19 protein-coding genes and 2 tRNA genes are annotated in these 20272 nt (G+C 29.0%); 5 read left to right on the top strand and 16 right to left on the bottom strand.

Annotated features, from left to right (window positions below; genetic code table 11):
- Positions 1 to 2: 2 nt before the first annotated feature.
- Genes tmk through rarD form a run of 5 tightly spaced genes read right to left on the bottom strand, consistent with a single transcriptional unit; the run spans position 3 to position 4368 of the window.
- Positions 3 to 614, bottom strand: a complete 612-nt coding sequence (gene tmk / locus SAR11_RS04995) for a dTMP kinase (RefSeq protein ID WP_011282097.1) — start codon at positions 612 to 614, stop codon at positions 3 to 5.
- Complete coding sequence (locus SAR11_RS04990) at positions 607 to 1758, bottom strand: D-alanyl-D-alanine carboxypeptidase family protein (RefSeq protein WP_011282096.1); 1152 nt, start codon at positions 1756 to 1758, stop codon at positions 607 to 609. The genes tmk and SAR11_RS04990 overlap by 8 nt, the downstream gene beginning before the upstream one ends.
- Positions 1751 to 2509: a hypothetical protein gene (locus SAR11_RS04985; RefSeq protein WP_011282095.1), complete on the bottom strand. Its 759-nt coding sequence runs from the start codon at positions 2507 to 2509 to the stop codon at positions 1751 to 1753. Before SAR11_RS04985 ends, SAR11_RS04990 begins: the two co-directional genes overlap by 8 nt.
- Positions 2499 to 3500 (bottom strand): lytic murein transglycosylase, encoded by a 1002-nt coding sequence (locus SAR11_RS04980; RefSeq protein ID WP_011282094.1) that lies wholly within the window; start codon positions 3498 to 3500, stop codon positions 2499 to 2501. The genes SAR11_RS04985 and SAR11_RS04980 overlap by 11 nt, the downstream gene beginning before the upstream one ends.
- On the bottom strand, positions 3487 to 4368 hold the full coding sequence (rarD, locus tag SAR11_RS04975; RefSeq protein ID WP_011282093.1) for an EamA family transporter RarD: 882 nt from the start codon (positions 4366 to 4368) through the stop codon (positions 3487 to 3489). Before rarD ends, SAR11_RS04980 begins: the two co-directional genes overlap by 14 nt.
- Positions 4369 to 4460: 92 nt before the next feature.
- On the opposite strand from rarD, the gene SAR11_RS04970 reads away from it, so the two are divergent.
- Positions 4461 to 4550 (top strand) — tRNA-Ser (locus SAR11_RS04970).
- On the opposite strand, the gene SAR11_RS04965 is transcribed toward SAR11_RS04970, so the two are convergent.
- Positions 4551 to 4817 (bottom strand): succinate dehydrogenase assembly factor 2, encoded by a 267-nt coding sequence (locus SAR11_RS04965; protein WP_011282092.1) that lies wholly within the window; start codon positions 4815 to 4817, stop codon positions 4551 to 4553.
- A 24-nt stretch (positions 4818 to 4841) separates the two neighbouring features.
- On the opposite strand from SAR11_RS04965, the gene SAR11_RS04960 reads away from it, so the two are divergent.
- Positions 4842 to 6893, top strand: coding sequence for an ATP-dependent DNA helicase RecG (locus tag SAR11_RS04960; protein ID WP_011282091.1), 2052 nt, complete (start codon positions 4842 to 4844; stop codon positions 6891 to 6893).
- Here the strand turns inward: SAR11_RS04960 and SAR11_RS04955 are convergent.
- Complete coding sequence (locus SAR11_RS04955; RefSeq protein WP_011282090.1) at positions 6890 to 7504, bottom strand: DUF502 domain-containing protein; 615 nt, start codon at positions 7502 to 7504, stop codon at positions 6890 to 6892. The two genes, SAR11_RS04960 and SAR11_RS04955, sit on opposite strands and share 4 nt — an antisense overlap.
- 123 nt (positions 7505 to 7627) lie before the next feature.
- On the opposite strand from SAR11_RS04955, the gene SAR11_RS04950 reads away from it, so the two are divergent.
- Positions 7628 to 8455: a M48 family metallopeptidase gene (locus SAR11_RS04950; RefSeq protein ID WP_027306947.1), complete on the top strand. Its 828-nt coding sequence runs from the start codon at positions 7628 to 7630 to the stop codon at positions 8453 to 8455.
- Positions 8456 to 8475: 20 nt separating this feature from the next.
- Here the strand turns inward: SAR11_RS04950 and SAR11_RS04945 are convergent.
- From SAR11_RS04945 to ssb, 6 genes are all read right to left on the bottom strand, one after another.
- Positions 8476 to 8551 (bottom strand) — tRNA-Lys (locus tag SAR11_RS04945).
- Between the two features lie 200 nt (positions 8552 to 8751).
- On the bottom strand, positions 8752 to 9864 hold the full coding sequence (gene tgt, locus SAR11_RS04940) for a tRNA guanosine(34) transglycosylase Tgt (protein ID WP_011282087.1): 1113 nt from the start codon (positions 9862 to 9864) through the stop codon (positions 8752 to 8754).
- An 18-nt stretch (positions 9865 to 9882) separates the two neighbouring features.
- Complete coding sequence (locus SAR11_RS04935) at positions 9883 to 10437, bottom strand: peptidylprolyl isomerase (RefSeq protein WP_011282086.1); 555 nt, start codon at positions 10435 to 10437, stop codon at positions 9883 to 9885.
- Complete coding sequence (gene coaD / locus SAR11_RS04930; RefSeq protein WP_011282085.1) at positions 10430 to 10924, bottom strand: pantetheine-phosphate adenylyltransferase; 495 nt, start codon at positions 10922 to 10924, stop codon at positions 10430 to 10432. The genes SAR11_RS04935 and coaD overlap by 8 nt, the downstream gene beginning before the upstream one ends.
- Positions 10924 to 13473, bottom strand: coding sequence for a DNA gyrase subunit A (gyrA, locus tag SAR11_RS04925; RefSeq protein WP_011282084.1), 2550 nt, complete (start codon positions 13471 to 13473; stop codon positions 10924 to 10926). The genes coaD and gyrA overlap by 1 nt, the downstream gene beginning before the upstream one ends.
- 5 nt (positions 13474 to 13478) lie before the next feature.
- Positions 13479 to 13937 (bottom strand): single-stranded DNA-binding protein, encoded by a 459-nt coding sequence (gene ssb, locus SAR11_RS04920; RefSeq protein WP_011282083.1) that lies wholly within the window; start codon positions 13935 to 13937, stop codon positions 13479 to 13481.
- Positions 13938 to 14026: 89 nt separating this feature from the next.
- On the opposite strand from ssb, the gene uvrA reads away from it, so the two are divergent.
- Both uvrA and SAR11_RS04910 read left to right on the top strand, forming a co-directional pair.
- Positions 14027 to 16906: an excinuclease ABC subunit UvrA gene (uvrA, locus tag SAR11_RS04915; RefSeq protein ID WP_011282082.1), complete on the top strand. Its 2880-nt coding sequence runs from the start codon at positions 14027 to 14029 to the stop codon at positions 16904 to 16906.
- 27 nt (positions 16907 to 16933) lie between these two features.
- Positions 16934 to 17527, top strand: coding sequence for a urate hydroxylase PuuD (locus tag SAR11_RS04910; RefSeq protein ID WP_011282081.1), 594 nt, complete (start codon positions 16934 to 16936; stop codon positions 17525 to 17527).
- 2 nt (positions 17528 to 17529) lie between these two features.
- Here SAR11_RS04910 and secF read toward each other — a convergent pair whose 3' ends face one another.
- The 3 genes from secF to yajC are packed head-to-tail and all read right to left on the bottom strand — an operon-like array spanning position 17530 to position 20270.
- Entirely contained in the window at positions 17530 to 18417 is an 888-nt protein-coding gene (secF, locus tag SAR11_RS04905) for a protein translocase subunit SecF (protein WP_011282080.1), read from the bottom strand.
- Positions 18417 to 19970, bottom strand: coding sequence for a protein translocase subunit SecD (secD, locus tag SAR11_RS04900; RefSeq protein WP_011282079.1), 1554 nt, complete (start codon positions 19968 to 19970; stop codon positions 18417 to 18419). The genes secF and secD overlap by 1 nt, the downstream gene beginning before the upstream one ends.
- Before the next feature lie 12 nt (positions 19971 to 19982).
- A complete protein-coding gene (gene yajC / locus SAR11_RS04895) occupies positions 19983 to 20270 on the bottom strand; it encodes a preprotein translocase subunit YajC (protein WP_420887231.1) in 288 nt (95 codons plus the stop codon).
- Positions 20271 to 20272: the final 2 nt, after the last annotated feature.

The raw sequence follows: 20272 nt of genomic DNA, 5'->3' as shown, positions 1-20272 counted from the left end.
ATCTAAATTAAGTCTTTAATTTTATTTAATATTATATTTTCATTAAGATCTATATCTAGATTTGAATTTATTCTAATATATTTTTTAGGATTTTTTTTTAATATCTTTATAAAACCATTTTGTACTTTTTCATAAAATTTACTGTTAAATTTATCATATCTGTTAAGCTTTTTTCTTAGTTTAAGCCTTTTTTTCATATTTGATAAATTTACTGTATTTAAAAAAGTAAAATCAATTTTAATATTTTTTAAAAGATGATTGTTAATATTTTGTATAAACTTGAGGTTTACACCCATACCATAATGTTGGTAGGCAATAGTTGAATCTGAAAATCTATCTATTAATATTATTTTTTTACCAACATTTTTTCTTATAATTTCTATATTTTCACTTCTTGCCGAAAGATAAAGCAGTAAATCAGTTTCTTTATTAAATGTAGATTTATTATTAAGAATAAGATTTCTTATTTTTTCTGAATTTGCACTGCCACCAGGTTCTCTAATTTGAATAAATTTAATTTTTTTACGTGTTAAGTAGTTAGCAACATTTTTAATATGATGAGATTTGCCTGTCCCCTCTATACCTTCAAATACAATTATTGGTTTTTTAGACATCACCCCAAATTAAAAAATTAATTGATTTCATTAACCGTGAAAAAACATTTAATTTCTTAACATCTTCATAAGCAAGTAGATCATATTCTTCGATAAGTTCACCATCAAAGATTAGCTTTAATTTTCCTAAGATATCATCTTTTTTAATAGGTGCTTGAATTGGACCATTATAATTCAATGATACCTTCAATAGTCTTTTTTTTGCTTTAGGAATAGTTTTGTAGATATCATTTTTTATATAAGTTTTAACAGTATCTTTTTTACCCAACCAAACATCAATGTCTTCTATTGGTGTGTTTGCTTTTGTAATTTCAACCAGGTCAAAATTAGTTAAACCCCATGTTAAAAGTTTGGCACTTTCACGAGATCTATCATTTTTAGTATTAAAGCCACTACCTACAGCTATTAGTCGTCTTCCATTTCTTTCAACAGATGATGCTAGTGAGTATTTTTCAACTGCTAAATAACCAGTTTTAATTCCATCTGCCCCAAGGCTTTTATATAATAACGGATTTCTATTACCTTGAGTAATGGGGTCACCCCCTGTTCTATTCCAAGTAAATTCTTTTTCTGCAAAATACTTATATTCTTCAGGAAACTCTTTAATAAGATAATTAGACATAAGCATAATATCTCTTACAGTTGATAGGTTTTCAGTATCATTAATGCCTGATGAATTAGCAAAATTAGTATTATTCATTCCTATTTCTTTAGCTTTAGCCGTCATCATCACTGCAAATTCATCTTCTGTTCCAGCAATACCTTCAGCTAACGCAACACAAGCATCATTACCAGATGCAATAATTATTCCCTTAAGTAAATTTTCCACACTAACTTCATCACCAACCATTATAAACATTGAAGAATAGCCAGCTGATGAAAGTCTCCAGGCATTCTCTGATACTAAAAATTTTTCATCTAAACTTAGATCACCGCTTCTAATTAAATCAAACGCAATAATGGCTGTCATAATTTTTGTCATTGATGCAGGATAAATTGATTTATCGGCATCTTTTTCAAATAATATTTCACCAGAAAGATAATCTTGTAATATTGCTGTTCTAGCCTTTACATCAAATGCTGCATTAGCATTAGTTGTTAGTAAGAGGGTCAATAAAATCGTTATAAGTCTTGATTTAATCATTTTTTATAATCTCAATATTTTCAAATTCAAGTATGCTTATATCATTAAATGATTTTTGTAGAGAGTTAATGTTATTAAAAGGACCTGCATATACTCTATATTTTTTTTCATTAATTTTTTTGATTTTGACATTTTTAATCATGGTTTCTTTTACGATTCTATCAACTAGCAATGATGCTGTATCATTGAAATAAAAATCAGCTATTTTTATTTCATAAGAAAATTTTTTACTTAGTTCATTTTTAGTGTATTTTTGTTTAGTATTAAGATCACTAATATTAATATTGTTAACTGGTGCTTTGTTTGCAACTTTTTTTTCTTCTTCAAACGTCTTTGCTCTTTTTGCAACAAATATTGCATCTTCAAGGACTTCTAAAATCTCTACATAAGGTTCATTTTCATTCAAACCAATTTCATCTGCTATTCTCAATGATAATACTCCATTGTTAAAAAAAGGATAATCAGCATTACTACCAACAGTACCTATAATTGATTTGTTATTTAAAATATTAGTAATTTTAACAATTGTATTTTTTTTTAAATTTTTTTGAAAAATAACTAAGCTTCGTTCATCAATTTTTTTGGAAATAACCTTATCATAATAAAGTTTATCATTATATATAAGACTAAATCCTTTATTTATAAATGGATTTTCTAATGAATTAAGATTTTTATTTTTGGTTGTGGTTGTTGCTGTACAGTTATTTAATAAAATTAAACAGCATAAAATTAATAGTTTTTTATAAAGCATTTTCAAACTTTTCTTTTAATGTGCATACTGCGAGACTGAATCTTAAAGATCTATTCCATTGTAGTATTTTTTCATAATTATCAAAAACTATGTAGGCTGGATCTAAGTTTTGTGCATCTGGTATTATATCTTTGTCTGGCGTTATTATTGATGCAATCAAATTTTCATTAATAGAATTAAAACTATCTTCATTAATTATATATTTCTTTAAAAGCTTAAATTTAATTTTATGGTGAAGTTTTTTTGCAGATATATTTAATATATTGTTAGGTATATTTTCTTTTAATTTGACTTTAATGAAACAAGGTTGGTTTTTTTTCCATCCTATTTTATTTATGTAGTTAGCTGCAGATGCAAATGAATCTTTAGTTGATTTAAGCTCAATAATGTTATTTTTATCATAGTCTATTGCATAGTTGTCTATTGTAGATGGCATAAATTGAAAAAAACCAAAGGCACCTGCCCATGACCCATATAAAATGTTATGGTTTATTTTCCCCTCATCTATTAATTGAAGAATAGTAATTAATTCTTTGGTAAAGAAATCAGATCTACGTTGATCATAACTTAAAGTTGCAAGTGATGATAATATATCCATTTTTCCAACATAAGTTCCAAAATTAGTCTCTATTCCCATTAATGCTAAAAGCAACTCTTTCTCAACAGAAAATTTATTGTCGACAGAATTTATGAAATCTTTATTTAATTCATAAAGTTTAATGCCCGCACTTACTTTTTGTTTAGAGGTTCTTTTGGATATGTAAGTTTTGGTATCTTCATAAAACTCAGGCTGAAAACGGTCATATTTTATTACATCAGGTAAAAACACAACATCAGACATTGCTAAATTGAATGTCTTTTCTGAGATTTTTTTTTCTAAAGCATAAGCTTTGAAATTAACCAACCACTCCTTAAATTCTTTTTCATTGGCATATAGTGTTCCGTGAATAAATGTGAAAAATATAATTATAAAATATTTAATTATGTTCATATAAATCTTTTAAATAAATAATTACAGCAATCCATATTAAAATGAAACTTAATGATTTATCAAAAGAAAAAGCCTCATCATAATAAAAAAAGCCCAATAAAAATTGAAATGTTGGGGTTATGTAGAAAATCATTCCAGTGGGTCCAAGGCCACACAACTCAACACCTCTTACATATAGAAATAGAGGTATAACAGTCATTGGTCCAGCTAACATTAGTATAAACATCAATGAAGGCTCGTTAATACTAAAAAGATTTAAATTATTTTTAAAAAGTAAAAAAAAAGCAAATAACGCAAATGGTAATATAAAAAGACTTTCTATTAAAAGTCCAACATCGGTATCAACATTTACTTTTTTTCTAAGAAGATTATAAAAACCCCAACTTAGAGCTACAATTATTCCAACCCATGGTATTGAATGAAAACTTTTAAATAAAAGAAATGATATAGACAGCAAAACAAGAAGTATGGAAAGACATCTTCTTTTATTAATTTTTTCACCATAAAAGATATATCCCAGGAATACGCTTAAGATTGGCATAATAAAATAACCAAAGCTTGCATCGATAATTTTTTCAGTACCCACTGCATAAATCCAGGTTGCCCAATTTATAAAAATTAGTAAGCTTGAAAAAAATAAATAAATTATATTTCTTTTATTTTTTATAATTTCAAAAAAAATATCCCATTTAGAAAAATAAAAAGTAGTTATTATTAAAGCTACAGATGTCCACACACAACGATGGATCACTACCTCTATAGAGCCTGCAAATGAAATATATTTGAAGTAAATAACACCAATAACACCCCACCAAAAAGAACCTAGTGCAGTTAATCCTATACCTGTATTGAATTTTTGCTTTTCCACAGTAATAAATTTATACCTATTAAATGATTATCTGTTTAATTTATCAATTTTATTGTTGAATTAAAAATTTATAATAATAAAACGTTGCTAACGGAGAGATGGCAGAGCGGTTGAATGCACCGGTCTTGAAAACCGGCAAAGGGGCAACTCTTTCCTGAGTTCGAATCTCAGTCTCTCCGCCACTATTCACTTGCATAATTATAGTTTTGAAACATCTCTGTAACTTTGTTTAATTCAATTTGAATCGTTGGATTTTGACCTTGATTAAATTTATAAAGATTATCATCATCTAAGTCTAACAAATCACACAAAAGGGTTAGCTCTTGTTCATTAAACTGATCAATATATTTTTTAGTAAATGAACCTAACAATTTATCCATTTCTTTGGTGCCTCTATAGTTAGCTCTATAAGTTATTTTATTTTTTAAATCCTTTATATTAATGGTCATAATATTTAATATATTACAACTAATATGAAAAATAAGAATAATTATGATTATTTATTAGCTGATCTAACCAAATTAAATGGTGTGGGTAAAAAAACCATGGAAATTTTGAAGAAAAAAAAAGTAAATAATATTTTTGACTTGCTGTGGAGACTGCCTAAATCTTATACAGATAGAACACTTGTTAGTAAAATTTGCGATCTTCAAATAGGAGTAATCCAAACTATCAGAATTGTTCCATTAAAATATCAATTTCCAAGAGTTAGAAACTTACCCAATAGAGTTAATTGTATTGATGAAACTGGAAAGATTGATTGTATATTCTTTAATAGTCATGAAGGATATGTAAGAAAAATTTTACCACTAAATGAAGAAGTGACAATTAGTGGGAAGATAGGCAATTATAAAGGCCGATATCAAATAACGAATCCCACATATATTTCACAAGACAGTTCATTAATTGAAAATATTGATAATAAATACTCATTAACAGAAGGTATTACTGAAAAAACCTATAATAAAATTATTAATCAAATTTTAAAAAACTTACCTATTTTACCAGAGTGGCACGATAAAGATATTCTAAAAATTTTTAATAATGAAAGTTGGAATGAATCTATAATAAAATTACATGATCCAAAAAATATTGAAAATTATAAATCTGATTTTTATAAAAGACTTGCTTATGATGAAATATTAGCATCTTTTTTAGTTAATTCGGAAATTCGAAAAAAAATTAAGAAAATTAAAAAAATTTCTAAAAACTTCAGCGAAAAAGCTCATAAAAATATAGTTAATAAATTAAACTTTACACTTACCAATGATCAAAAAATTTCATTGGGTGATATTAATAAGGATCTAAATTCTAAAAGTAAAATGTTTAGACTTTTGCAAGGTGACGTTGGGAGTGGTAAAACTATTGTTGCATTGATTTCTTCGTTGAATGTCATTAATTCAGGGTTCCAAGTTGCATTAATGGCTCCTACTGAAATATTGGCAAGACAGCATTATACTTTAGCAAAAAAACTATTTCCTAAAGATATCAAAATTGAATTACTTTCTAGTAAGAGTGAAAATAGTGAAAAAAAGAGAATTATAAAAAACCTGGAAAACAATGAAATTCAAATGGTATTTGGCACACATGCAATTTTTCAAAAAAAAATTATTTTTGCAAACCTTGGTTATATTATAATTGATGAACAGCACAAATTCGGTGTTAGACAAAGAAAACTTTTATCAGATAAAGGGGGTGATAATTGTGATGTTCTTTTAATGTCAGCGACACCAATTCCGAGAACTCTAACTATGTCAGTTTATGGTGATATGGATGTTTCTATTATTAAAGAAAAACCAAGTAATAGAAAAGAAGTTAAAACTTATAGCAAATTAGAAAGTAAAATAGATGATGTTATCAACTTTGTAAAAAAAGAAATAAAAGAAGGAAACCAAATCTTCTGGGTGTGTCCTTTGATAGAAGAATCAAAAAAATTAGATCACCAATCATCAGTTACGAAATATAAATTTCTTAATGAAATTTTTCCAAATAAAGTTGCGCTACTACATGGAAAAATTGCAAATGAAGAGAAGGAAGAAATATTAAATAAATTTCTTAATAAAAAATATTCAATTTTAGTTTCGACAACAATTATAGAAGTTGGTATTGACTTTCCTAATGCTAATGTAATCATAATAGAAAATGCTAACAAATTTGGATTATCTCAGCTACATCAGTTAAGAGGAAGAGTTGGACGTGGAACAAAACAGGCAAGCTGTATATTGATGTTTAAGTCGAATTTAAGTGTGAATGCTAAAAAAAGAATTAATATTTTAAAAAACTCTAATGATGGTTTTGAAATTTCAGAAGAAGATATGAAGTTAAGAGGTTTTGGTGATTTACTTGGTTTTAAACAAAGTGGAATTAAAAATTTTAGGTTAGCAGACCCCATTCAAAATGAAGATTTATTTTTAATGGCAGAGAAACAAATTAAAAAGATAGAATTAGAAAATACTGATATCAAAAAATATAAAGCTTTACTCAAGTTATACGATCAAGCAGATATAATTAATGATATGGTTTAGCTTTTAGGCTTAGAAGTTCCAGCCGAGACTATAAATTTTGATGCTTCTTCAAATGTCATATCTAAATAGATCAAATCATCTTTTGGTATCATTAATAAAAAACCACTTGTTGGGTTAGGAGTTGTTGGAACAAAAACATTAACTAAGTTAATATTTATTTTTGCTTTAATTTCACCTGTATTTTCTTTCGTAGCAAAACCTACGGCCCAAGATCCTTTTCTTGGATACTCAACTAGTACAACACTTTTTTTATTGCCTTCTTGCGCCCGAAAGGAATCTGTCATTTGTCCAATGGCAGAATAGATTGTTCTTAATATTGGCATTCTTTTAAACAAATCATCAATTATTTGTAAAAATTTTTTACCGATAAAAGTTAAAGAAAGACCACCAACAACTGTAATAAAAATAATTGTTAAAATTATTTCAATACCAGGTATCGCATAAGGAAGATAAGTATTAGGATTTAGACCTGATGGTACTAATTTAGTAGAAAAATTAATTAAAAATTTGCTTAAATAAAGGGTAAAACCAATTGGAATTAAAACAATTACACCTGTAAAAAAATAGTTTCTTAATCTTAAAGCAAATGATTTTTTCTTCTTAATAGACATAAAAATTTAATGATAGCTAGAATAAATTACAAAAGATACAGCTATAACAAAAAGCACAACCAAGATTTTATTGTTTAAATTCATAAAAGTATATATTTATATGATTATCAAAATTTTAATAAAATGAATAGAAGAAAATTTTTAAATTATATTGGATGCGGATGTTCGGGCTTAATGCTCGGTGCTTGTTCTACGGCCCCAATAACAGACAGAAGACAATTGAAAATTATACCTGAATCAAAATTAAATGCTCAGGCAGCTCAAATTTTTGAAAAAGTTAAAGAAAAAGAAAAAATGAGTGATGACACTAAAACACTCAATGAAATTAAAGATATTGGAAAAAGAATGGAAGACGCTATATCTGAGTATTTTTATAGAGCAGGTCAAAATGATCCAACTGTTAATTTTGATTGGGAGTATATTTTAATAGATAATAAAAAAGTAAAAAATGCTTGGTGCATGCCAGGTGGTAAAATAGCTGTGTATACAGGAATACTTGATGTAACAAAAAATACAAACGGTCTTGCCTCAGTTATGGGTCATGAGATTGCACATGCTGTTGCTAAACATTCGGTTGAAAGAGCCAGTAGAAGTGCACTTTTACAAACTGGAACTTCTTTGATCGATATTTTTTCAGGTGGAAAGTTAGGGCAAATCAATCAAGCTACAGGCATGAACACCGTAGGTTTATTATCACAAATAGGAATAATGAATCCTTTCTCAAGGACTCAAGAAAGTGAAGCTGATTACCTGGGAATGATTTTTGCATCTTTATCTGGCTTTGATATAAGGGAAACTAAAAAGTTATGGGAAAGGATGAAGGCAGAAAATAAAGGCAAAGAACCACCTCAATTTATGAGCACCCACCCATCATCCTCAAAAAGAATAAAAGATTTATCAGAATGGGAAAATAGTGTCATATTAGACTATTCACCGATTACAATTAGCTAACATTTAAAAGATTATTTTAGTGGTGAGCCCTGATGGACTCGAACCATCGACCCATTCCTTAAAAGGGAATTGCTCTACCAACTGAGCTAAGGGCCCACATATAAATTATTAAAGTTGAGATTAATGTTTTTTTTTATTTAATTTTAAAAAAAAACTTTTGGTGAAGTCTTCTTTAAAATTTTTAAATTTCTTTACACTTAAAAATTTAAACAATAAAAAAATATCAAACTTAAATAATTTTTATTACCAAAAAACAATTATTTATTCCATAACATCGGAAATTGCAAATATTTAAATTACAACTTATCAATGTATTCATCATGAAATTTATCAAATGTACCTTTTTTAATATTTTCTCTAATAGAAGACATTAATTCTTGATAAAAGTTGATGTTATGTAAGGTTAAAAGTGTAGAACCTAAGATTTCGTTTGTATTGAAGAGATGATTTATATAGTTTTTTGAATACTTGTTAAGATTTAAATTTGAACAATTTGGATCAAGAGGTTCATTATCATTTTTATATTTATTATTTTTGATATTCACACGACCATTCCAAGTAAAAGCTAAACCAGTTCTTCCAGATCTCGTAGGCATTACACAGTCAAACATATCAACACCTCTCTTAACAGCTCCAAGAATATCGGCTGGCGTCCCCACACCCATTAAATATCTTGGTTTATCATCAGGCATAATATTTTTTAAATCATCTAAAACACTAAACATTTCATTTTGACTTTCTCCTACAGCAAGTCCACCAATAGCATATCCATCGAAGCCAATTTTAATTAAGTTATTAAGAGATTTTGTTCTTAGATCTTTGAATAGACCACCCTGGATTATTCCAAATAAAGCTTTATGTGGATTTAATCCAAAAGCTATTTTAGATCTTTCGGCCCAATATATGGATAGTTCCATGGATTTATTAATTACTTTATAGTCAGTAGTTTTCTTAGGACACTCATCCATAATCATAACAATATCAGAGTCTAAACCCTTTTGAACTCTTATGCTTTCTTCTGGACTTAATATAAATTTTTTACCATCTACATGAGAGTTAAATATTGCACCCTTTTCTCTGTCTACTTTGTTTAATTTAGAAAGAGACATAACTTGAAACCCACCAGAATCTGTAAGTATGGGAAGTTTGCAATTCATAAATTTATGTAGACCACCAGCAGAAATAATTCTATCAACACCTGGTCTGATCATTAAGTGATAGGTATTTGATAAAATTATTTCAGATCCTGTTTTAATAACATCGTCAATAAGACAAGCTTTTACAGTTGCCTGTGTTCCAACAGGCATAAAAGCAGGTGTTTGAATATTGCCTCTATGAGTTTCGATTACTCCAACTCTAGCAAATTTATTGCTTTCTATGACATTAAATTTGAAATTCTTTAACGCCATGAAATTTGTAAACTAAAATTATTTAAAGCTAATGATTTTATCTGGGTTAGAAACAGAACCGTTATTGTTTTGATCTCCTCTTTTGATTTTATCAACAAGATCCATACCTTCAATAACTTTACCAAATACCGTATATTGTCTATCTAAAAAAGACGCTTCTTTAAAACATATAAAAAATTGGCTGTTTGCACTATTTGGATCTTGTGATCTAGCCATAGATAGCGTTCCTCTTTCATGAGGTAAATCACTAAATTCCTCTTTAAGATCAGGTAAATCAGAGCCACCCATTCCAGCTCTTCTTAAATCAAATTGATCATTAGAAGAGTTACCAAACTGAACATCACCCGTTTGCGCCATAAAGCCATCAATCACTCTGTGAAATACAACACCATCGTATTTACCATCTTTTGCTAATTGCTTAATTCTTTTGACATGATTGGGTGCCACATCTTCAAAAAGTTCAATTTTAACGTCTCCATCTTTAAGCTTTAAAATCATAATATTCTCCTCTGCGATTGTGTTGTTGGTTAGTATAAAAAATAAAATTAAAAATTTTGTTATAAGTTTATTCATATTTTTCTTTTAAAGATTTTATTGTACTTTTTGTAGTAAATTTTTTGATATCGCCTTTTAGTCTAACTATTTCTTTAACAAATCTTGATGAAATGATTTGATTTTCAACATCAGACATTAAAAAAATTGTTTCTATATTATTGTTCAATTTTCTATTCATTCCAGCTAGTTGAAATTCATATTCGAAATCAGATACTGCTCTTAAACCTCTTAAAATAATATTAGATTTATATTTTTTGCATAAATCAGTTGTTAATGATGTAAATGAAATAACTTCAATCTTCTTTTTATCAAACTTTAAATCAACAAATAAGGCTTTTTTAATTAATTGTACTCTTTCAAGTGAATTGAAAAGATAATTTTTATTAGCACCATCAGAAGCAGCAATAATAACTTTATCAAATAATTTTAAAGCTTTATTTATAACATCAATATGACCAAAGGTAATTGGGTCAAATGTTCCAGGATATACGGCAACTTTTTTCATTACTCCAAGTTATCATCAATTTTTATTGCTGAAACAACTTTTTCATCACCAGATAATTTGATAATTCTTACACCTTGAGTATTTCTTCCCGCTGTTCTGATTTCTTTAACGGCAACTCTAATCACTCTACCTTTATTTGTTGAAATCATCACATCATCTCCCTCTATAACAGGAAATGACGAACATATACTGCCATTTCTAGGTGAGTTAACAATTCCAATTATGCCCTTACCACCTCTATTGGTAACTCTATATTCATTGTTTAAAGTTTTTTTGCCGTATCCATTTTCTGTAATTGATAAAACAAATCTTCCATCAGATTTAGTATCTTTTTTGATTTTTTCTTTATTTGTTATTGAAAGAGAAACAATCTCATCATTAGGAGATAGTTCTATACCCTTTATACCTTTGGAGGATCTACCTTTAAATATTCTTAGTTTCTTTGATTCAAATCTAATGCATTTACCATTTTTTGTACTTAGCATTACATCTTGATCATCTTTACAAATTTCAACTCCTACGATTTTATCATTGGGATCTAATTTTATTGCAATTTTTCCAGCTGAATTAATGGAAGAAAAGTCTTCTAGACTGTTTTTTCTAACCTTGCCCTTTGCAGTTGCAAAAACAATTTGAAGATTTTTCGTATCACTTTCTTCATCAGGGAATGGCATAATTGAACTGATTGATTGATGATTTTTTAAAGGCAAGATATTAAATAGAGATTTACCTTTTGATGTAGTTGATCCCTCAGGTATCTTCCAAGCTTTAATTTTGTAGACAAGTCCTTCTGTCGAAAAGAAAAGAACAGAAGTGTGTGTGTTAACTGATAAAGTTTGTACTACAGAATCTTCATCTCTCGTTGTGATCCCAGATTTACCCTTGCCACCTCTTTTTTGTTGTTTAACGCTGCTTAATGCTCCTCTTTTAATATATCCCTGAAGTGTAACTGTAATTATAACAGACTCTTTTTGAATAGTTTCTTCAATATCATAGTTTAAAATAGCATCTATAATTTTAGTTCTTCGTGGTACAGCAAATTTTTCTTTAATAGTTTTAAGCTCTTCACTTATCACGTTTAAAAGTTCTTTTTTGGAATTAATTATTTTCTTATATCCCTTAATTAAATCAGCTAATTTTTTAATTTCGACTTCTATTTCATTAATACCAAGGGCTGTAAGTTTTTGAAGTCTAAGTTCTAAAATAGCAATTACTTGTGGGTCAGATAATGAGTATAAATTTTTCTCCTTCTTATCTTCGACAAGTGAAATTAACTTTAAAGATTTATTAATTTTCCACTTAGTGTTTAATAATGATTTTTTAGCATCATCAGGAGTTTTTGAAGACCGTATAATTTTTATAATCTTATCTAAATTCTCAACAGATACAGATAACCCAATCAAAATATGAGCTCTGTCCTCTGCTTTTTTTAAGTCAAATTTAGTTTTCTTAATAACAACATCTTCACGAAACGTTAAAAAATTTGTTAAAAACTCTTTTAAATTACATATTTTAGGTTTGCCATCAACGATTGCTAAAGTATTAAAACCAAAAGAACTCTCTATCGAAGTATTTTTATAAAGTAATCGCTTAATAGTTTCTGGCTCAACACCATTTCTTAAATCAATTGCTACTCTAATCCCTTCTCTATTAGACTCATCCCTAATATCTTTTATTCCTTCAATTTTTTTCTCTCTAACCAGTTGGGCAATTCTTTCATTTAAAACTGATTTATTTACTTGATAAGGTACAGATGTAATAACTAGTCTTTCTCTACCATTTTTTTGTGCTTCAACACTTATTTCACCTCTAATTTTAAATGATCCACGACCAACATTATATCCTGCTTTAATAATTTCTTTACCAATGATGACACCACCTGTAGGAAAATCAGGACCTGGAATGTGTTTCATTAATTCTTTAATCTTAATATCTTTATTCTCAATTAAGGCTAATGTTCCATCAATGATTTCACCTAAATTATGTGGAGGTATGCTTGTTGCCATTCCAACTGCTATACCACCGGCTCCATTAACCAATAAATTAGGATATTGAGCGGGTAAAACTGATGGTTCTTTTTCTGTTTCATCGTAGTTACTCTTGTATTCGATGGTATCTTTTTCAATATCGTCTATTAAGTATTGTGAAACTTTAGCCAATCTAGTCTCGGTATATCTCATAGCCGCAGCTGGATCTCCATCAATAGATCCAAAGTTACCTTGGCCCTGAACAAGAGGTAAACTCATAGAAAAATCCTGAACCATTCTAACTAGAGCATCATAAACAGATTGATCTCCATGTGGGTGATATTTACCAATAACATCTCCAACTATTCTTGCAGATTTTCTAAATTGTTTTGACCAATCGTAACCACCTTTATACATGGCAAATAATATTCTTCTATGAACTGGTTTAAGTCCGTCCCTAACATCAGGAAGAGCCCTACTCACAATTACACTCATCGCATATGACAAATACGATGAACTCATCTCATCATGCATGGAGATAAGTTTAATATTTTTATCTTTAGGTATTTCTGTGTCTTTCATAGAAACTAAAATGGAATTTCGTCATCCATATCATTTGAAGTTTGTGGACTATCTTCAAAATTATTAGCAGGTCCTTGTGTGTTATCATTTTGGATTCCACCACCAGTATTTCCTCCACCTAACATTGTTAGTGAAGAGTTATATCCTTGAATTACAATTTCTGTAGAATATTTGTCTTGTCCAGATTGTTCATCTTTCCATTTTCTAGTAGCTATTTGTCCTTCAACATAAATTTGAGCTCCTTTTTTTAAATATTGCTGAACAACATTTACTAACCCATCATTGAATACAACTATTCGGTGCCACTCAGTCTTTTCTTTTTTTTCACCTGTTGTCTTGTCTTTCCATGATTGACTAGTTGCTAAACTCAATCTTGCAACGCTTTTGCCGTTTACCATTTGTTTAATTTCAGGGTCTGCGCCTAAACGCCCAATTAATAATACTTTATTTAAACTTCCAGCCATAATATTTTATAAGTGTTTATTTATTTATTTAGTTTTATATCACAATATAAACTCAATATTAATTTTATTAATTTAAAGCAACTAAAATTATGATCAAAAAGATAGTTATCAAGGGTGCAAAGGAGCATAATTTAAAGAATGTTTCTGTAGAAATACCCAAAGATCAATTTGTTGTTATTACTGGACTTTCCGGTTCTGGAAAATCTTCATTAGCATTTGACACTATCTATGCAGAAGGACAAAGAAGATATGTTGAAAGTTTATCTGCTTATGCTCGTCAATTTTTAGATAAAATGAAAAAACCTAACGTTGACCTTATTGAAGGATTGAGTCCAGCAATAGCTATTGAACAAAAAAATACATCAAAGAACCCAAGATCAACTGTTGCTACAGTTACAGAAATTTATGATTACATGCGAGTGCTCTATGCAAGAGCTGGTGTGCCCTATTCTCCATTTACTGGAAAGCCAATAACTTCACAAACAATTACACAGATTGTTGATTTAATAAAAAAACTTCCCAAAAAATCTACAATTTATATATATGCGCCAGTGGTCCGTGGCCGTAAAGGTGAATATAGAAAAGATATTTTAAGCTATAAAAGAAGAGGCTTTAGAAAAATTAAAATTGATGAGGTTCTTTATGACATAGATAAAGCACCTGAATTAGATAAAAAACTTAAGCATGATATATCTGTTTTAATTGACAGAATTGTTTTGAACTCAAATCTAGGAAATCGTTTAGCAGAAAGTATTGAAACAGCTGTAAATTTATCAAATGGTCTTGTATTTGTTGAGTACGAAGACGAAACTTTACCTCAAAAATTTAGAAAAATTGAAAAATTAATTTACTCGACAAAATTTGCATGTCCAGAAAGTGGTTTTACAATCGAAGAAATTGAACCAAGACTTTTTTCTTTTAATAGTCCATATGGGGCCTGTGCTGAATGTGAAGGTATTGGTATTAAATTAAATGTAGATCCAAATTTAGTAGTTCCTGATGAAAAAAAAAGTATAGCTGATGGTGCTATAGAACCGTGGGCTAAATCAACCACACTATATTATGCTCAAACATTAGCCTCTATTGCTAAGCACTATGGATTTTCTTTAGATGAAAAATGGAAAAAATTACCCAAAAAATTTAAAGATGTGATTTTATTTGGATCAGACGAAGAAGAAATAAAATTTGTCTATGATGATGGATATGAAAAATATTCTCATAAAAAAACTTTTGAAGGTGTCATAAACAATCTTGAAAGAAGATTTCTTGAATCTGACAGCGAGTGGAAGAGAGAAGCTATAGCGGAATATCAATCAGATTCTGCATGTGAAGGTTGTAATGGTAATAGACTAAAAGAGGAAGCTTTATGTGTTAAAATTGATAATCAAAATATAAGCGATGTTACAAAAAAATCTATTTTAGATGCTGCTAACTGGTTTAAGGGGTTGGAACAAAATCTTGATAAAAGACAATTTAAAATAGCAGAACATATTCTAAAAGAAATTAATGAGAGGTTAACGTTTCTTTTAAATGTTGGACTTGAGTATTTAACTTTATCAAGAGAGTCCGGGACTCTTTCTGGTGGAGAAGCACAAAGAATTAGGCTTGCTTCGCAAATTGGTTCAGGATTGACAGGAGTATTATATGTTCTTGACGAACCTTCTATAGGTTTGCACCAAAAAGATAATGTTAAACTAATTAATGCATTGAAAAGACTAAGAGATCTTGGAAACACAGTAATCGTTGTTGAGCATGACACTGAAACTATGGAAAATGCTGACCACATAATAGATTTAGGACCAGAAGCTGGTACTAACGGTGGTGAGATCATTGCACAAGGAACTTATAACGAGATACTTAAAAATAAAAATAGTATAACTGGTCAATACCTATCTCATAAAAAATATATAGAAATTCCGAGAACTAGAAGACTTGCTAAGAATGGTAGATTTGTAGAAATTAATGGAGCTAGTGGAAATAATTTGAATAACGTTAATCTTAAAATTCCAACAGGAAGCTTTACTTGCGTTACTGGAGTTTCTGGCAGTGGTAAATCTACATTGATATTGCAAACATTATATCATGCATTAAATTTAACCTTAAATAACAAAGCTAGAAAAGTTCCAAAAGCATTTAAAGGTTATAAGGGTGTTGAGCTTATAGATAAGATAATTGATATAGATCAATCACCAATTGGGAGAACACCAAGATCAAATCCAGCAACCTATACCGGAGCCTTTGGGCCTATCAGAGATTGGTTTACTGCACTACCTGAGTCAAAAACAAGAGGGTATAAACCTGGAAGATTTTCATTTAATGTTAAAGGTGGAAGATGTGAAGCTTGTGAAGGCGATGGCGTAATTACATACGAGATGCATTTCTTACCTGATGTTTATATACAATGTGATGAATGTAAGGGAACTAGGTATAATAGAGAAACTCTTGAAATAAAGTTTAAGGATAAAAGTATAGCCGATGTATTAAATATGTCTGTTGATGAAGGATGTGAATACTTTGAAAATATTTCAAATATAAAAACCAAACTATTAACATTAAAAAAAGTTGGGCTTGGTTATATAAAGATTGGACAACAGGCTACAACATTATCTGGTGGAGAAGCTCAGCGTATTAAGTTAGCCAAGGAACTATCGAAAAGATCTACAGGAAGAACTATGTATATTTTAGATGAACCAACTACTGGACTTCATCAGCATGATATTAAAAAATTATTAGAAATACTACATACGTTTGTGGCTCTAGGAAATACTGTTGTTGTTATTGAGCATAATTTAGATGTAATTAAAACAGCTGATTATATTGTTGATATGGGTCCTGAAGGTGGTGTCAAAGGGGGAAATATTATCGCAGAAGGCAAACCTGAGGATATTATAAAAATAAAAGGTAGTTATACTGGGGAATTCTTAAAACCTATGCTGGAAGAAAAATTTAAAAAGAAGTTAAAGATTTAAAAAATTAGTGTATAAGTGATTCTAATTATGGGTAATTTATTATCATCTCTTCCAAGGACAATTCATGCATCATTAGCTTTAGCAATTATCCTTTTTCTAGGATTATTTTATGGTAATGGTGGTTTTGATTTTGATACAATTTTTTGGAGCTGGTTAACAAGATTTATTCACGTAACGGTCGCTATTATGTGGATTGGACTTCTTTGGTATTTTAACTTTGTTCAAATTCCAAACATGCCTAAAATTCCTGACGAACAAAAACCTGCTATAGGTAAAGTTATTGCGCCAGCAGCTTTGTTTTATTTCAGATGGGCAGCTTTACTAACAGTATTGTCTGGATTAATTTTAGCTTATTTAAATGGTTATTTACATGATGCTATGACTTTAGGTGGTGGTGGAAAAAGTACAGCTATTGGTATTGGAATGTGGCTTGGCTTATACATGGCTTTTAATGTTTGGTTTATAATTTGGCCAAATCAAAAAAGAGCACTAGGTATTGTTGAGTGCGAACCTGATCTTAAAGCAAAATCAGCAAGGACAGCAATGTTGTTTTCAAGAACAAATACTCTTTTATCGTTACCAATGTTACTTACAATGGTAGCAGCTCAAAATCTTTATTAAATCTATTCCGTTTCTTCTTTTAGGATTGTTTTTTGGGACACTCTAAGTTTCACAAGTATAGGATTAGCTATATAAATTGAAGAATAAGTTCCAAATACTACACCCATTATCATAGCTAGTGAAAAACCTTTTAATATTTCTCCACCAAATAAATAAATTGAAACTAAAGCAAGCAATGTCGTGACTGATGTAATTATAGTTCTAGAAAGTGTTTCATTGATTGAGATATTTGTAAGTTCATAAATCTTGATATCAGAAAACTTTCTTAAATTTTCTCTAACTCTGTCATAAATGACAACGGTATCATTCATGGAATAACCAACTATAGTTAAAACGGCTGCAACTATTGATAGATTTATTTCCAAACTAAATAGTGAAAAAAGACCAAGTGTTATAATGACATCATGAAATAGGGCTAAAATAGCACCTAAGCTAAATTGCCATTCAAATCTTATCCATATGTAAAATAACATTGCAGCTAGAGATAGAGCGATTGCAATAATACCAGACTTTAATAATTCAGAACTAACTTTTGGACCTACATTTTCAACTCTTCTGAAATTAAAAGAACTCCCCAATGAAGATGTTAAATCTTTTTTAATAACTTCTATAGCATTTGCACTTGTATCTTTTTTTTCTATTTTGATTAAAAAATCATTTTCATTGCCAAATTTTTTAATATTAAAATCTCCTAATTTCATTTTGTTAAAAGATTGCCTTAAAGAAGTAACGTTAATATTTTTATCGTTAGACCTTAGTTCTATTAAAGTTCCACCTTTAAAATCTACACCAAAATTAAGTCCTTTAAAAAATAATAATAGAACAGATGCAACAACTAAACTTAAAGAGATTAGATTAAATAGTTTATAAAATTTATTAAAATTAATCATTATATTAGTTCAGTCTTTTCTTTATTTCTTACGACATAAAGGCCAGTAAGCATTCTTGCAATAAAATAAACTGAAAACAGTGTTGTAAAAATTCCTATAGCTAAAGTCACAGAGAAACCTTTAACAGGTCCAGAGCCCATAAAGAATAAGATTACTGCTGCAATTAATGTGGTTATGTTTGCGTCTATAATTGCAGTTTTTGATTTCACATAACCTGTATCAAAAGCTATAATATTATTTTTTTCTTTCTTGCATTCTTCTTTAATTCTTTCAAAAATTAACACGTTAGCGTCAACTGCCATACCAACCGTTAAAATGATACCTGCTATTCCAGGAAGTGTTAATGTTGCTTCAAATAAAGTTAAAATACCAACTAAAAAAAATAAGTTAATTAATAGTGTTATGTTAGCAATTAGACCAAAAATTCTATATTTAACAAACATAAAAATTATCACCAATAAGAAACCAATCATAAGGGCGATAACTCCTGCATTAATTGAATCTTGACCAAGGTCAGGTCCAACTGTTCTTTCTTCAATAATGTTAAGTGGTGCTGGTAACGCTCCTGATCTTAGAAGTAATGCCAAGTCTGTTGCAGATTGAAATGTGAAATTTCCACTGATCTGACCATTTCCACTTGCTATAGTATCCCTTATTACTGGAGCACTAACAATTTTACCATCTAGAACAATTGCTAATTGTTTGCCAATTCCTGTACTGGTTGCTTTACCAAATCTTTTTGCCCCCACTCTATCAAGTGTAAATGATACTACTGTTTCGTTGGTTTGATTATTCATTTGTGGTTGAGCATCCAATAAATTCTCACCATTTAAGATTATTCTTTTGCTAACCATTGCTTCGCTAGTTCCATCTTCAAATTGAAGCATTTCAGTACCAAAAGTGTCATTATTATTTTGAGTTACAAATCTAAATGTTAAATTTGCAGTTTTTCCTAAAAGTGACTTGATACGCATGGGATCATCAAGTCCTGGAAGCTCAACTAGAATTCTATTATTACCTCTTTTCAGTATATTGGGTTCATTTGTACCAACTTCATCAACTCTTCTTCTAACTATTTCTATAGCTTGATCTTGTGAAGATGTTTTAATTTCAATAAGTCCATATTTTGATAGAGTTAGCGTAAATTCATTATCTTGAATATTTACATCAAACTGATGTGATTTATATTGAAAATAATAAGGGTTAATATCACTTTCTTTATCAAGAAAAAAAGATTGAACCAACTCAATATTATCATTGGGTATACTGAATATTATTTTTTTATCTTCAATTCTTAGATCATTAAAAGTTATTTTCTTATCTTTTAAAAAATTTCTAATAACAGTTGTTGTATTTTGTAATTTTTGAATTTCAACGGGTTCATTATCAATTTCTAGTAAAAGATATGATCCGCCTTGTAAATCTAAACCTAGATTTATCTTTTTAGAAATAAAACTGTCTTCAGGGTTTTGAAAATTTGATGCAGCAATAAAAATAAAAAAAATTGATACTAAAGAAACTAAGGTAATTCTTAATTTAGAAAAGTATAACACTTTAGTAAAATGTTATTTTTTTACTTCAGGGGAGTTAAGTAATCCTTGAATACCTGTAGATTTAATAATTTCTACTTTAACGTTGTCAGCAATTTGCACTTCAACTTTTTCATTATCAATAATTCTTTCAACTGTCCCAATAATACCAGCAGAAGTTACAACCTTGTCTCCTCTTGATAAGTTTTCTACCATGGCTTTATGCTCTTTAACTTTCTTTTGTTGAGGTCTTATTAAAAAAAAGTAAAAAATAACAAAAATTAAAATTAGTGGTATAAATTGGCCTATTCCTTGATCCATAATTC

Source organism: Candidatus Pelagibacter ubique HTCC1062 (assembly GCF_000012345.1).
GTDB lineage: Bacteria > Pseudomonadota > Alphaproteobacteria > Pelagibacterales > Pelagibacteraceae > Pelagibacter > Pelagibacter ubiqueversans.
The sequence above is the reverse complement of the archived record's forward strand: the minus strand, read 5'-3'. Positions and strand labels throughout refer to the sequence as shown.